General features: G+C 69.8%; 14 protein-coding genes. 12 read left to right on the top strand and 2 right to left on the bottom strand.

The window, feature by feature from the left end; all coding sequences use genetic code 11:
* Nucleotides 1-539 precede the first annotated feature (539 nt).
* The 8 genes from ssd to DL990_RS00465 all read left to right on the top strand — a co-directional run bounded on the left by ssd (nucleotide 540) and on the right by DL990_RS00465 (nucleotide 6105).
* Entirely contained in the window at nucleotides 540-1613 is a 1074-nt protein-coding gene (ssd, locus tag DL990_RS00500; protein ID WP_125786213.1) for a septum site-determining protein Ssd, read from the top strand.
* Nucleotides 1610-2752, top strand: coding sequence for a TadA family conjugal transfer-associated ATPase (locus tag DL990_RS00495; RefSeq protein ID WP_125786212.1), 1143 nt, complete (start codon nucleotides 1610-1612; stop codon nucleotides 2750-2752). The genes ssd and DL990_RS00495 overlap by 4 nt, the downstream gene beginning before the upstream one ends.
* Nucleotides 2749-3489, top strand: coding sequence for a type II secretion system F family protein (locus DL990_RS00490; protein WP_125797591.1), 741 nt, complete (start codon nucleotides 2749-2751; stop codon nucleotides 3487-3489). The genes DL990_RS00495 and DL990_RS00490 overlap by 4 nt, the downstream gene beginning before the upstream one ends.
* Nucleotides 3483-4061 (top strand): type II secretion system F family protein, encoded by a 579-nt coding sequence (locus tag DL990_RS00485; protein WP_125797590.1) that lies wholly within the window; start codon nucleotides 3483-3485, stop codon nucleotides 4059-4061. Before DL990_RS00490 ends, DL990_RS00485 begins: the two co-directional genes overlap by 7 nt.
* A 133-nt stretch (nucleotides 4062-4194) precedes the next feature.
* Nucleotides 4195-4368, top strand: a complete 174-nt coding sequence (locus DL990_RS00480; protein WP_125797589.1) for a DUF4244 domain-containing protein — start codon at nucleotides 4195-4197, stop codon at nucleotides 4366-4368.
* Nucleotides 4368-4706: a TadE family type IV pilus minor pilin gene (locus tag DL990_RS00475; RefSeq protein ID WP_125797588.1), complete on the top strand. Its 339-nt coding sequence runs from the start codon at nucleotides 4368-4370 to the stop codon at nucleotides 4704-4706. The genes DL990_RS00480 and DL990_RS00475 overlap by 1 nt, the downstream gene beginning before the upstream one ends.
* Nucleotides 4703-5059: an Rv3654c family TadE-like protein gene (locus DL990_RS00470; protein ID WP_125797587.1), complete on the top strand. Its 357-nt coding sequence runs from the start codon at nucleotides 4703-4705 to the stop codon at nucleotides 5057-5059. Before DL990_RS00475 ends, DL990_RS00470 begins: the two co-directional genes overlap by 4 nt.
* A 419-nt stretch (nucleotides 5060-5478) precedes the next feature.
* Nucleotides 5479-6105, top strand: coding sequence for a bifunctional DNA primase/polymerase (locus DL990_RS00465; RefSeq protein ID WP_125786206.1), 627 nt, complete (start codon nucleotides 5479-5481; stop codon nucleotides 6103-6105).
* 13 nt (nucleotides 6106-6118) lie between these two features.
* On the opposite strand, the gene DL990_RS00460 is transcribed toward DL990_RS00465, so the two are convergent.
* Nucleotides 6119-8584 carry a DEAD/DEAH box helicase gene (locus DL990_RS00460; protein WP_125797586.1) on the bottom strand — a complete coding sequence of 822 codons (2466 nt, stop codon included), beginning with the start codon at nucleotides 8582-8584 and terminating at the stop codon, nucleotides 6119-6121.
* A 319-nt stretch (nucleotides 8585-8903) separates the two neighbouring features.
* On the opposite strand from DL990_RS00460, the gene DL990_RS00455 reads away from it, so the two are divergent.
* The 4 genes from DL990_RS00455 (at nucleotide 8904) to DL990_RS00440 (ending at nucleotide 13154) form a co-directional block, all read left to right on the top strand.
* Complete coding sequence (locus DL990_RS00455) at nucleotides 8904-11165, top strand: sodium-translocating pyrophosphatase (RefSeq protein WP_125786204.1); 2262 nt, start codon at nucleotides 8904-8906, stop codon at nucleotides 11163-11165.
* 115 nt (nucleotides 11166-11280) lie between these two features.
* Entirely contained in the window at nucleotides 11281-11832 is a 552-nt protein-coding gene (locus DL990_RS00450) for a hypothetical protein (protein ID WP_233620354.1), read from the top strand.
* Between the two features lie 91 nt (nucleotides 11833-11923).
* Nucleotides 11924-12508 carry a hypothetical protein gene (locus DL990_RS00445; RefSeq protein ID WP_125786203.1) on the top strand — a complete coding sequence of 195 codons (585 nt, stop codon included), beginning with the start codon at nucleotides 11924-11926 and terminating at the stop codon, nucleotides 12506-12508.
* Nucleotides 12509-12542: 34 nt separating this feature from the next.
* On the top strand, nucleotides 12543-13154 hold the full coding sequence (locus tag DL990_RS00440; protein ID WP_125786202.1) for a hypothetical protein: 612 nt from the start codon (nucleotides 12543-12545) through the stop codon (nucleotides 13152-13154).
* 125 nt (nucleotides 13155-13279) lie between these two features.
* On the opposite strand, the gene DL990_RS00435 is transcribed toward DL990_RS00440, so the two are convergent.
* Nucleotides 13280-14092, bottom strand: a complete 813-nt coding sequence (locus tag DL990_RS00435) for a serine protease (protein WP_125786201.1) — start codon at nucleotides 14090-14092, stop codon at nucleotides 13280-13282.
* Nucleotides 14093-14229: the final 137 nt, after the last annotated feature.

Raw genomic sequence — 14229 nt, 5'->3', positions numbered from 1 at the left:
GACCACGGCCGGGATATCGCGGTGGAAAATTCACGACCGCGCACCGGATCCGGCGCGTCGTGCCGTTATCGAATTGTGGGTACCGGCGTCGCCCGCAACGGGCCGGTATCGGAGTTACAGTGAGATTGTCCGGTGTAGCACCGGGCCCTGGTTCAGTCCGACCCCCCGGGGCTGAACCCCAGGCGGCCCTCGTCCCTCCCCCCTGGCGAGGGCCGCCCTCTAACTTCCCGTCTTGCCAATGGTTCAGACCTTGTCGGTCGCGAAAATCCCTTCAGGGCAAGGCTGAATCGGTCGGAGTTCGTTAACTTTCTTTTCTCTCAAGGGTTTCCGTGCGCGGTTTCGTCGAGGAACAGGGCGGGCGGAAAGCCGGGAAGTGTGCCGGAAGGGACCGACAAAACCGCCGGGAAACCGATCTCCCGCCGCGGAGTTGTCCACAACACCCCGGTTGTCCACAGGCGGGACGGAACGGCGTTGTGCGCGGCCGGAAGTGGCGCGACCGTGGAGTCACAACCCGAATCCGACCGATCACTGGGGGAGCCATGACCGAAGAACATCCACTCGTCGTCGCCGGAGACGAAATCCTGCTCGACGAGATCCTGCGCGTGGCGGCGGCCGCGGGCTGCGAGGTCGAACGAGCACCGGATCTGGACGCCGCACGCGGGAGATGGGCCCGCGCGCCGCTAGTGGTGCTCGACGAGGAGGCCGCGAGCACACCGAATCGCCTGCTGCGACGGAACAAGGTCCTGCTCGTCTGCAAGGGCGCGCCGACCCCGGTGACGTGGGAGCGTGCCTTCAACACCGGTTCGGAGAAGGTCCTTTCGCTGCCGGACGAGGAAAGCGACCTCATCGGCGAGTTCGCCGACGTCGTCGACGGGCCCGCTCGGGACGACGGCGTCGTCATCGGGGTCATCGGCGGACGGGGCGGAGCGGGTGCTTCCGTACTGGCGGCCGCCGTCGCGTACCGGGCGGAGAAGTCCGGGAGCGGCGGCCTGCTCGTCGACTGCGACCCGCTCGGCGGCGGGGTCGACGTCCTCCTCGCCGCCGAACGCGATCGCGGGCCGCGCTGGCCGGAGCTCGACCTCGGCGGCAGGGTGTCGATGACCGCGCTGAGCGAAGCCTTGCCGCGAAAGAAATACGCGACCGGCTCACTGTCCTTTGTGTCCTACGGCAGGGAAGGACGCGGCCCCGGGCCCGACGCGATCGAGGGCGTGTTGTGCGCCGGGCGGCGAGCCGGCCGGACGGTCGTCTGCGATCTGCCGAGGTATTTCGGCACCGAAACGTCCGCCGTGATCGGGCTGGCCGATCTGGTCGTGGTCGTCGTCCCCGCGGAACTCCGTGCCTGCGCGGCGGCGAAACAGGTCATCGCCAGGCTCGAACCCCACGCGACCCGGATCGGGGTCGCGGTCCGCGGTCCGTCGCCCGCCGGGCTGATCCCGCAAGAGATCGCCGACGCCGTCGGCGTCCCGCTCATCACGTCGATGGGTCGCGAGCGATCCCTTTCGGCGGCCCTCGATCGCGGCGAGTTCCTTCTGAAGCCTCGCGGACACCTGGCAACGGCCGCCACCGAAGTCCTCGCGGCCGCACGCGGAAACCTGGCCGGTGCCTCGCGATGACCGACGATCTGGTCGAGCGGGTCCGGCGGCGGCTGGCCGGATCGGCCGTCCCGGCGGATCCGGTGAGCGTCGCGCGGGCGGTCCGCGCCGAAGCAGGCGGGGCGCTCGGTCAGGACGCCGTCCTCGGCGCGGTCCGGTTAGCGCGTGACGAGTTCGTCGGCGTCGGCCCGCTCGCGCCGCTTCTCGAAAAGCCTGGCGTCACCGACATTCTCGTCACCGCCCCCGATGAGGTCTGGGCCGACAACGGTGAAGGTCCCAAAGAGACGGAAGTTCGCTTCGCCGACGAGGAAGCGGTCCGCCGGCTGGCCCAGCGGCTCGCCCTCGCCGGTGGACGGCGGCTGGACGACGCGCAACCGTTCGCCGACTGCTGGCTGCCGGGGGCGGGACCGCGACGCCGGATCAGGATGCACGCGATCCTCCCGCCGATCGCGCCCGCCGGGACTTCCCTTTCGCTCCGCGTTCTCCGGCCCGCCAGTCATGATCTCGCCGAACTCCGGTTGCGCGGGGTGTTCGGCACCAGCGGTGCGGATCTGCTCGATTCGGTCATCCGGCGACGGCTCGCGTTCCTGGTGTCCGGCGGGACGGGGGCGGGCAAGACGACCCTGCTCTCCGCGCTGCTCGGCGCGGTGCCGCCGGGCGAACGCATCGTCTGCGTCGAGGACGCCGGCGAACTGCAACCGGATCATCCGCAGTTCGTCAGCCTGGTCGCCCGCCCTGCCAACGTCGAAGGCGCGGGAGAGGTCGGCCTCGGTGAGCTGGTCCGGCAGGCGTTGCGCATGCGCCCGGACCGCCTGGTCGTCGGCGAGGTGCGTGGCGCGGAGGTCTGCGCGCTGCTCAACGCGATGAACACCGGGCACGAGGGCGGGGGCTGCACCTTGCACGCCAATTCACCGATGGAGGTCCCGGCCCGGATGGAGGCGCTCGCCTCGCTCGGCGGGCTCAAACGGGACGCCCTGCACAGCCAGCTGACCGCTGCGGTGCGGGTGGTGCTCCACATGCGCCGCCTGCCGGGCGGGATCCGGCGGCTGGACGAGGTCGGCGTCCTCCGGTCGTTCCGTGGCGAGGCCAAGGTCGTCCCGATCTGGAGCAAGGGCAACTGGATCGGCGACGAGACTCCGTTCGAGGAGATGGCGGCATGACCCCCTGGTTCCTCCTCTCCTGCGGCTTGGGAGTGGCCTGCTGGCCGAGACCCGTGGCGGGCACACCGTTCGTCTGGCAGCCGCCCCGAGCCGTCCGCGCGGGCTGGTGGCCGCTGCCCGCGTTGCTCGTCCTGCCGGTCCTCGGGATCGGCTGGGCGGTGGCGACGCTCGTGGTGACCTTGACCGTCCGCCAGGAGCACCGATGGCGGGCACGGGCGAAGGCGGCGCTGGCCGAAGCCGAACTCACCGCCTCCGTGCTGCGGACGATGATCGGCGAGCTCCGGGCGGGTGCCCATCCGGTGGCGGCTCTCGAAGCCACCTCCGCGGCGGTGCCCGCGGCGTCCGAACGGCTGCGCGGGCTCAGCGCGGCCGCCCGGCTCGGCGGCGAGATCGCCGATCCGGACGCGCCACCGGCGCTGGTGAACGCCTGGACCCTCGCGAACCGGTTCGGGCTTCCGATGGCCGGCGTGCTCGACGCCGCGCGACGGGACGCCGAGGCGGAGATCGGCTTCCGGCGCCGTCTCAAAGCCAAGATGGCCGGTCCGCGGGCGAGCGCCGCCGTGCTCGCCGTCCTCCCGCTGGTGTGCCTGCCACTCGGCGAGGCGATGGGGGCGGGCCCGGTCGGCGTCCTCACGGGGACGGGTGCCGGTCAGTTCCTGCTCGTCGTCGGCAGCGGGCTCATCTGGGCGGGCACGGCCTGGTGCCGGGCACTCACCGGGCGGGTGGCGCCGTGCTGACCGGAGCGGCGTTGATCCTGCTGGGCGGTGCCGTCTTCTCCTGGCCGTATGTCGCCGCCCGGACCGTCGCGCGGCCGGGACGCCTCCTCACCTGGCTCCGGGAACGGTCATCCCAGGACAAAGGCGTCTCCGAACTCCTCCGGTCCGCCGCCACACTCGACCTGCTGGCCGCCTGCCTGGCGGGTGGGCTGCCGGTGCCCGTCGCGCTCGAGGCCGTCGTACCGGCCGCGTCACCGAAGACAGCGGCGGCGCTGCGTTCGGTGACGGCGCACCTCGCCGTGGGTATCGGACCGGCGGAAGCCTGGGCGCCGATCCGCGATCGGCCCGGCCTGACCGAACTGTCCGTCGCCGCCGTCCGCACGGCGAGAGCGGGCACCGCGCTCGCGACCCACGCGAAGGACCTCGCGCGAAGACTGCGCGAGTCGCTCTCCGCCGAGGCCGAGGAACGCGCCGAACGGGCCGGAGTGCTGCTCGCGGCCCCGATCGGCCTCTGCTTCCTCCCGGCGTTCCTCTGCCTCGGCGTCCTGCCCGTCGCGCTCGGCCTCGCCGGTCGTCTCGGCGGCCTCCTCTGACAACCGAAGGCCCCCGTTATCGCGGTGGCACGACGCCCTGTCGATCAACGTGACGTCGGAAGACCAGGCAGCGTCCTGCCGACGTCGATCGCGGTCGCGGGTTCACCGACACACTGAACCGAAAGGCGATTCCATGTACAAGCTCCCCATCTTCCGAGACGACGACGGCATGGCGACGATCGAATACGCCATCGCCACCTTGGCCGCCGCCGCGCTGGCCGCCGTCCTCTACCTGGTCGTCAGCAGCGAGGCCGTCGTCTCCGGGCTCACCGGGCTCATCGAGCGGGCCTTGTCGGTGAAGTTCTGATGCCCGACCGCGGATCCGTCACGGTGGAGGCCGCGCTCGGTATCGGCGCGCTGACCTTCGTCTCGGCGCTGCTGTTCGCCGGGATCGGGGTCGCCGCCGACCAGCTTCGCTGCACCGACGCGGCTCGCGAGGCGGCCCGGCTCCTCGCCCGCGGGCAACCCGCTCGTGCCGAGCAGGCGGTGCGGGAGATCGCGCCACCCGGCGCGCGGCTGGACATCGTCCGCGAAGGCGACGCCATCTCCGCCGGTGTCGAGGCCGAACCGGTGGCCGGACTCCTGCCGGGAATCCGGCTGAACTCCCGTGCCTTCGCCATCGCCGAGCCGGGGAGCGGGCCGTGACCGCGGACGATCGCGGCGTCGCGACCGCGTGGACCGCCTCGATCGTCGCCGTCCTGATCGGCGCGGCGGCGTTCGTCTTCTGGATCGGCGCCGCCGTCACGACCCGGCAACGCGCCGAGGCCGCCGCCGATCTGGCGGCGCTAGCGGCGGCCTCGCACGCGACGGACGGCCCCGGCGTGGCCTGCGAACGGGCGCTGCAGGTCGCCGTCCGGATGTCGGTCACGCTCCTGACCTGTCGGTGGGAACGCGGCGACGCCCTGGTCGAGGTGCGATCCGAGCCGTCGGGACATCTGGCGGCCATCGGACGGGCCGAGGCACGCGCCAGGGCCGGTCCGGTCGACCGGCCACCGTGACGGGCGTCGCACGGTGAACGGTCGCCGGGCGGTGACCGGCCGGTAGTACGCGCGAGTAACCGCTGGGCGCGGGCAGCGGTCGTTGACGCACGGCGAGCGGTCGAAACCATGATCAGCGCTCCGCCGAACGGTCGTCCGCCGCTCACCGTGAGCGCCGTCACGAGGGCTGGAAGCCCAGGTCGGCTGCGACGAACGGCCCAGGCCCGGTCGGAGACGGCGGTTAACCGGACGTCCGGCGTTCGGTCCGTCCGGTCGCACTACCGCGCGTTCATCGCTGCGTAACCGCCGGTTGCCGCGTGAGGTCTTCTCCCGATGTGCAACTTGCCGTTTATTGAGATGTGCGCCACTTCGAAAAGTTCGCCGAGGCCGGTGCGACAGAGACAGACACAGGACAGAGTTGACCTGAGGCAGGGACAGTAATGTTGGACGCGAATTGGCCGGACAGCTGGCGGGGCGCCTTCCGCATCGAAATGCGTGCGGAGGCGATCGGTCTCGCCTGGCGTGGCTGGCCGGTGCTCCCGGGTGCCGAGCCCGCGGCGCTCAACGCCGACGGTGACGACCTCACCTGGCGGCGTCCCGTCCCGGCCCAGGACAACTGGCGCGAACTGACCGAGACCCACCCGCACGAGGCCGCCACCTGGTTCGGCGACGAAACGCACAGCCTGCTCGTGGCCACCGGCACGGTGCTGGACGCCATCGAGGTCGACGACGAGCTCGGCAAGGCCGCTGCCCGCCTGCTGCGCGCCACCGGTCACCCGGCGCCGATCGTCGCGATGCCGAACGGTCGCTGGCTGTTCCTCACCACCGTCGCCACGACCATCCCGCGGGAACTGGCCGACGACGCTTCGATCCAGTGGCACGGCGCGAACGACTACATCCCGCTGCCCCCGTCGCCGTTCCAGCACGGTGTCGTGCACTGGCGGGTCAAACCCGAGGTCTGGGGCTGGCAGCTGCCCGAGGCCACCGAGGTGCACGACGTGCTCGTCCGTGCGCTGGCCGGTGACAAGGCCGCCACCCCCGTGGCGACCCTGAGCACCGCCGCCTGATCAACCCACAATTTCAAGCCAACAGGTGGCCGGACCGGGACCCGTGCTGACGCAACGCCCCGAGCACGGTGTCCAGAACAGCCACCGCCCCCGCCTTGTCCAGCGGATCGTTGCCGTTCCCGCACTTCGGCGACTGGACGCAGGACGGGCAGCCGGCCGGGCACTCGCAGGAAACGATCGCCTCCCGCGTTGCGGCCAGCCAAGGGACAATTGCGGCAAACCCGCGATCGGCGAATCCCGCACCCCCGGGATGGCCATCGTGCACGAACACCGTCGCCTCCCCGGTGTCTTCGTGCCACGCGGTCGACACCCCGCCGATGTCCCAGCGGTCGCACGTAGCGAACAGCGGTAGCAGGCCGATCGCCGCGTGCTCGGCGGCATGCAGGGCACCGGGGACGCGCGCCGGATCCAATCCGGCGCCCGTCCCCGGTGCTCCGCCAAGTTCCCCGGTCCCCACCCTGGAGCCTCCGGTCCCCACCGGCTCCAGAACCCCGGCCCCCGGCCGATGGCCCCCGGTCCCCGCCACGCCATCGGACAGACCGAGCAGTTCCGCCGAGATCGTGTACCAGACGGCGCGGGTGTGCAGGCTCTGCTCCGGCAGGTCGAGCGGGGTCTGGTCCAGCACCTCGCCCGACGGACGTCTCCGCAAGTAGCCGACCACTTGCGAACTCACCGACACCTCGCCGAGGTTCACCGTGATCCCGCCGTGCGTCCGCGTCTCCTCGGTGCGCAGCACGCTGATGTCGACGATCTCGCGCGGTGACGTGGTCCAGTCCGGATCCTCCGCGTGCACCAATGCGAGACCCGTCTCCAGATCCAGTTCGTCGACCACATAGGACGAACCCTGGTGCAGGTACACCGCGCCGGGATGCACCGCGTAGCAGGCGGAACCCGGGTCGACCGTGCCCAGCATCCGGCCGGAATCGGCTTCCACCACGGCGATCTGCTCGCCGCCGGAACCGCGGATGCCGACCTCGGAATGCGGCCGGTCGCGCGAAGTCCAGTACCAGCCGCTCGTGCGGCGCCGGATGATCTTCTCCTTGACCAGATCGGCGAGCACGGCACGCGCCGCGTCACCGCCGAAGGCCGCGACCTCCGGTTCCGTCAGCGGGAGTTCGGCGATGGCGCAGGCCAGTTGCGGCCCCAGCACATACGGATTCGACGGGTCGAGGACGGCGGCCTCCACCGGCCGGTCCAGGATCGCGGCCGGATGGTGCACGAGATAGGTGTCCAGCGGATCGTCGCGGGCCACGAACACGACAAGTGCCGCGTCACCCGCTCGCCCGGCCCGGCCGGCCTGCTGCCAGAAAGACGCGAGCGTCCCCGGGTAACCGGCCAGCACCACCGCGTCCAGCCCGGCGATGTCGACGCCGAGTTCGAGCGCGTTCGTCGTCGCGACACCGAGCAGCCGCCCGGAGAGCAACGCCGCTTCGAGGGCACGCCGCTCCTCCGGCAGGTACCCGGAGCGGTACGCGGCGACGGATTCCGCCAAAGAACCGTCCACTTCGGACAGAATCCGCCGGGCGCCGAGAGCGGTCAGCTCCGCTCCTCGCCGCGACCGGACGAACGCCAGCGAGCGGGCGCCCTCGATGACCAGTTCGGCCAGGATTCGGGACGCCTCGGCGCCGGCCGAGCGCCGCACCGGCGCCCCGTTCTCACCCGAAAGTTCCGACAGCAGCGGGGGTTCCCACAACGCGACCGTGCGGGCGCCGCGCGGCGAACCGTCCTCGGTGACCGGGACACAGTCCTGTCCGGAGAGCTTCGCGGCGAACGCCGCCGGATCCGCCGTGGTCGCGGACGCGAGGACGAAGACCGGCGAGGCGCCGTAGTACGCCGCGACCCTTCGCAGCCTGCGCAGCAGCAGCGCGACATGGGAACCGAAGACGCCGCGGTAGCTGTGGCATTCGTCGACGACGACGAACGAGAGCCGCCGGAAGAACCGTGACCAGCGCGCGTGCGACGAGAGGATCCCGCGGTGCAGCATGTCCGGGTTCGTGAACACCCAGTTCGCGTGCGCGCGGACCCAGTCCCGCTCTTCCAGTGGGGTGTCGCCGTCGAACGACGCCGCCCGTGCCTTCTTGATGTCCAAAGAGGACACGGCGCGCAACTGATCGGCGCCGAGTGCCTTGGTCGGGGACAGGTACAGCGCCGTGGCCCGCTCGTCCTCGACCAGTGCCGAGAGCACCGGCAACTGGTACGCGAGCGACTTGCCCGACGCGGTGCCAGTGGAGATCACGACGTGTTCGCCGTCGCGAGCCAGCGACGCGGCTTCCGCCTGATGCCGCCACGGCGCCTTGACGCCGTTCGCCCTCAGGGCCTCGACGACCGGAGCCGCCGCCCACTCCGGCCAGTCCACCGAATCCGCCGGGCGTGACGGCAGTTCGGCCACATGGGTGACCGGGTACAGCGAAGCCGGGATTCCCGCCGTCGCGCGGTCGAGAAGCCGCCGACCCTTACCGGATTCCGCCGTGCCGTTCACCTTCGGAAGCTTCGCACAGCGCACCGACGGAAACGGACCGCCGCCGGACGAAACGAGCACTGGAACGGGCCGCCGATGATCGATACAGTGACCAGCCTCACAAGATTACGGAACGTGCGGTGGCGGGGACGCCTTGCCGCCCTCCATCCCACTACCAATACACTCCCGCAATCCACACCGTCTGTGGCGAGCGTCATGTGAGACGTGCCTTGCAGTGCGACTAGCGTGACGTTCGGCTCGGATCCCCATGCCAGCGCACGAGCCGCCGGTTCCATCGGCGGATCGTCGTTGGCCAACGGCGACGTCTCCAGGAGGACGAATGTCCCGGCAGTTCCTCGCGGAGGGCGACCTCACGCTCTCCGGAGGTGGTTACACCATCGTCGGTGTGATCGCCGTGGTCGCCCTTGCCGCACTGGTCATCGGCTACGTTCTGCTCAAGGAGGTTCTGGCCGCTGGCCAGGGCACCTCCAAGATGCAGGACATCGCGAAGGCAGTGCAGGAAGGCGCGGCTGCCTATCTCAAACGGCAGCGCAACACCCTCGTGATCTTCGGGGGAATCGTGTTCGTGTTGCTCTTCGCTTTGCCGGCCGAAGACTGGAACGAGAAGATCGGCAGGTCCCTCTTCTTCCTGGTCGGCGCGGGGTTCTCCTTCGCGATCGGCTACCTCGGCATGTGGCTGGCGACGCAGGCGAACCTGCGTGTCGCGGCCGCTTCGCGTGAGCCCGGCGGTCGCGAAAAGGCGATGCGACTGGCGTTCCGCACCGGCGGCGTCGTCGGCATGATCACCGTCGGTCTCGGCCTCTTCGGCGCCGCGGTGGTCGTCCTGGTCTACACCGGACAGGCTCCGAAGGTGTTGGAGGGCTTCGGTTTCGGTGCCGCGCTGATCGCGATGTTCATGCGTGTCGGCGGCGGCATCTTCACGAAGGCCGCCGACGTCGGCGCCGACCTGGTCGGCAAGGTCGAGCAGGGCATCCCCGAGGACGACCCGCGCAACGCGGCCACCATCGCCGACAACGTCGGTGACAACGTGGGCGACTGCGCCGGGATGGCGGCGGACCTCTTCGAGTCGTACGCGGTCATGCTCGTGGCGGCGCTGATCCTGGGTAGCACCGCCTTCGGCGTGCACGGCCTGATCTTCCCGCTCATCGTTCCCGCCATCGGCGTGATCACCGCGGTCATCGGTGTCTACATCACCAAGGCCAAGGCGGGCGAAGGCGGTCTGGTCACGATCAACCGCTCGTTCTACATCTCCGCGGGGATTTCCGCGGTGCTTTCGACGATCGCGGCGTTCGTCTACCTGCCCGGTTCGTTCTCCGAGTTCGGCCAGGCGTTCGCGGGCAAGTCCGGCAACCCGGCGCTGATCGCGACCCTCTCGGTGATCATCGGCATCGTGCTCGCCGCGATCATCCTCAAGCTCACTGGCTACTACACCGGCACCGAGTACAAGCCGGTCAAGGAGGTCGGCAAGTCGTCGGAAACCGGTGCGGCGACGGTGATCCTGGCCGGTATCTCGGTCGGTTTCGAATCCGCCGTGTACACCGCGCTGGTCATCGGCGCGGCCGTTTTCGGAGCCTTCCTCGTCGGTGGCGGCGTCGCGCTGTTCGCCGTGGCGCTGGCCGGTACCGGTCTGCTCACCACCGTCGGTGTCATCGTCGCCATGGACACCTTCGGCCCGATTTCGGACAACGCGCAGGGCATCGCCGAGATGTCGGGTGACGTCGACGAGGACGCCGCGCAGATCCTGACCGAGCTCGACGCGGTCGGCAACACCACCAAGGCCATCACCAAGGGCATCGCGATCGCCACGGCGGTCCTCGCGGCGACGGCGCTGTTCGGGTCCTATCAGGACGCGATCACCAAGGCGATCGGCGATGGCAAGGAATTCGTCGCGAACATCGTCGGCCCGGAGACGCTCGTCGGTGTGATCATCGGCGCCGCGGTCGTGTTCCTGTTCTCCGGTCTCGCGGTCAACGCGGTGTCCCGTGCCGCCGGCGCGGTCGTCTACGAAGTGCGCCGCCAGTTCCGCGACATCCCGGGGATCATGGAGGGCACCACGCGGCCCGAGTACGGCCGTGTCGTCGACATCGTCACGCGCGACTCGCTGCGTGAGCTGACCACTCCCGGTCTGCTCGCGGTCTTCGCCCCGATCGCGGTCGGTTTCGGCCTCGGCACCGGCGCGCTCGCCGGTTACCTTGGCGGTGCGATCGCGACCGGCACCCTGATGGCGATCTTCCTCGCCAACTCCGGTGGTGCCTGGGACAACGCGAAGAAGCTCGTGGAGGACGGAAGTCACGGCGGCAAGGGTTCGGACGCGCACGAGGCCACCATCATCGGTGACACCGTCGGCGACCCGTTCAAGGACACCGCCGGTCCGGCGATCAACCCGCTGATCAAGGTGATGAACCTGGTGTCGGTGCTGATCGCCCCGGCGGTCGTGCAGTTCTCGATCGGCCCGGACGCCAACATCGGCGTCCGGATCGGGATCTCGCTGGTCGCCGTCGCGATCATCGTCGCCGCGATCGTCGTCTCCAAGCGCCGCGAGTCGGTCCTTTCCGACACGCCCGCGGAAGCGAAGGCGTAACGCCGAAAGTTCTGCTCCGCCGGGCCCGCCACGATTTCCGTGGCGGGCCCGGCGGCTTTCCGGCGCAGGCTAATCTCTGCGCGTCACGCCGAACCGATCCGGGGGAGTCCCTGCCATGAGGCGTTCGATCGTCCTGTTCGCCGCTGTTCTCCTGCTGGCGGGCTGCGGTGGCGCCGAGCAGGCGGCCGCCCCTTCTCCTTCTTCTCCCGGCCCCGTGGCCGGGGGTTCGTGGATGGACGGTTTCTGCGGTTCGCTGATCGACTTCGCCAAGATCGGTGACTTCACCATGCCCGACTTCGAGCAGGACGACGTCGCCAGCGCGCGGAGGGTGATGGACGAGGCCTTCGGGGTGTTCGCGCCCGGTTTCGACAACGCGGTCACGGGCCTGCGGAAGCTCGGCCAGGCACCGAGCGCGGAAGCGGACGCGGCACGAAAGAGCATCGTCGACGCGTTGACGCCGATCCGGGACGAGGTCCTCGCCGCGAAGGCCGCGCTGGACGCCGCGCCGAAGGACGACAAGAGGGCCGTGGCGGCCGCCGCGGCCGCTTTCCGGCAGATCGGCTCCGACATCAACGACATGCCCGACCCGTTCCAGCAGCTGGAAACGAACGCGTCGCTGAAAGCGCTGGCCGCACAGGCGCCGAACTGCAAGAAGCTGCCTTCCTGACCCTTCTTGCCGCCACGTTGATTTGCATTGCCCACCGGTATCGGTACCGTCGGGGGCCAATCGGGAAGTCGTCAGGTCGGGAGGTGTTTTCGTGCGGCCGCGGTTCACCGTCCTTGCCGCGCTAGCAACAGGTATCGGGCTCGGCCTCGCCGGGTGCGGGCAGCAGCCCGCGGTGACTTCCCACGCCAGACAAGAAGGTCTCGCGACGGTCAGCGCGTCGGAGGCCGACCCCGCCTCCGCTTGGGCGGAGGGATACTGCGGCGCGGCGGGCGGACTCGTCCGGACGCTGGCGACGTTGCCCAGCGTCGATCCGAGCTCGCCGCAGCAGGCTTCGCGTACCTCCAGCGAGCTGATGGCCTCGGTGGTCCGAGGGCTGGACCGCACCACCGCAGCGCTCGAGCACCTCGGCCCGGCCCCGGTCGCCGGCGGCGACACCTCGCGAACGGCCGCCGTCGTCCAGCTCGAAGGCATCCGCGCCCGCGCCGACGACGTCCGCCACCGTCTCGACTCCTCAGCCGACCCCGAAGCGACGAAAACCGCGCTTCGCGACGCGAGGACGTCGCTCGACGAACTAGACCGCCTCGACCTTCTCAGGGGCCTTAGCGACGTCCCTCAGCTCGCCGCGGCGAGCAGCCGGATCCCGATTTGCCAGGAATTGGTCAAACAACCTCGTTGAGTCACCGCCTCATCACTGGCCATGACTCGAACTTGTGTTCTATTCTGTGCGAGTGGACGGGACGATCTCGCTCTTCTCGGCGGAGGCGAGCGGGCCGGGGCTCGCCGACCTCGCCGGGGTGCTGTGCGGGCCCGGGCGGATGACGGGTTTCGGGCGAACGGCCGCGCGGCTGTCCGCCGTGGTCGACGAGCCGTGGCGGGCGGGTGCCCTCGCCAGGGAGTGCCGTCGGCGCGGCGCCGAAGCGCAGGTCTCGGCCGCCGAATGCGGGCGGCCGCTGGTGAGAACGCCGTTCCGGGTCGACCTGCTGCCGCTGGAGCGTGGCTGGAGCCGGGGTGAAGAGAAGGTCTTGCCGGACGGGTTCCGGCTCGACGGTGCGATGTTGAGGATGTGGGCATTGGCGGCGGGCAGCCCCCAGGGCAACGGCTACCTGCTCGCGCTCGACCCGGAGGCGCCGGAGACGCACGAGCGGCTGATCGCGGCGCTGGCCCAGCTGGGCGTGCCGGCGAAGGCGCAGCGTGGCGAGGAGGCGTTGTTGCGGGTCACCGGGCGGAGGCGGCTCGCGCATGTGCTGGAGCTGATCGGGGACGCGCCCGCCGGGGCGGAACCCGCTTGGCCGAGCCTGGTGCCCGTGGTCCGCGCTGGTTGATCCTCGCCCAAGTGCGATGACTCAAGTGCAGTGACCCGAGTCCAGTGACCCGAGTGCAATGAAAGGCCCCTTCATTGCAAATTTCGCTATGAAGGGCCTTTCATTGCACTTGGTGACGGGGTAGGTCAGGGTTTCGGAGCCCGGCAGTTCGGGTTCGACAGGTCCAGTTCACTGCGCGAAAGACAGGAGGTCAGCTGATAGGTCTGCTCCCCGTAGTTGATGCCCTTCCGCACGGTCACGTTCCCGGCGGCGTCGACCTCGCACGGGTTGTTCATCGTGCACCGCTGGCCGCTTTCGTTGCCGGTGTTGTTGACGCCGACGACCTTCCCGGTCGAGGTCTCGATGATCGGCGACCCCGAGGTCCCGCCGATCGTCTTGCACGCCGAGGTGTACCTGATCGAGTCCTTCCAGACCCAGTCCGCCTCGTGCAGCTCGTGGACGAAGCCGTCGATGTTGCAGGAGTAGATCTTCTTCCAGTATCCCGACACCACGTCCATCGCGATGCCCGCCGCCGGACGAGTCGGCGAAAGTGTCAGCGGGGCGATACCGTAGGTCGCCTTGATCTTGGCGTAGCTGGTGTTGAGCTGGTAGAGCGAGACGTCGGTGTCGGTCATCGTCGCGTAGAGCAGCTTCTTCGCCTTGAGGGTGCCCAGCGACGAACGGCCGTCCTTGGACAGCAGGCTGAAGGTCCTCGACGACGGCTGATTGACGATTACTTCTCCGGGGTCCGGGAAACCTTCTTGCAGGCAATGCCCGTTGGAAAGGACGAGGGCGGGGTCGTCGAGGCTCGCCTCGGGCGGTTTGACCACCGACCCGGAGCAGTTCGACAACGCCACGGTTCCGGCGAAAGTGGTCGTGGCTGCTTCGGCCTGTGCGGTCCCGACCAGCGCGGACGCGGTCAGCATGGCGAACAGTGTGCCGAGGAGTCGTCGGGTCACGTGGAGTCCTTTCGGGTCGGCGTGGACATCAAGTGAAGCGTTGGCGGGAGTGAGCCACCACCGTCGAACGGAGGGTGTTCGCGCCATCACGCGGGCCCCCGGGCCGACGTGTCGGACATCACGTGCTAGGTGTTGAA

The sequence above is a fragment of the Amycolatopsis sp. WAC 01416 genome (assembly GCF_003947485.1).
In the GTDB taxonomy this organism is placed as follows: Bacteria; Actinomycetota; Actinomycetes; order Mycobacteriales; family Pseudonocardiaceae; genus Amycolatopsis.
This window is presented reverse-complemented; position numbering and strand designations above follow the sequence as displayed.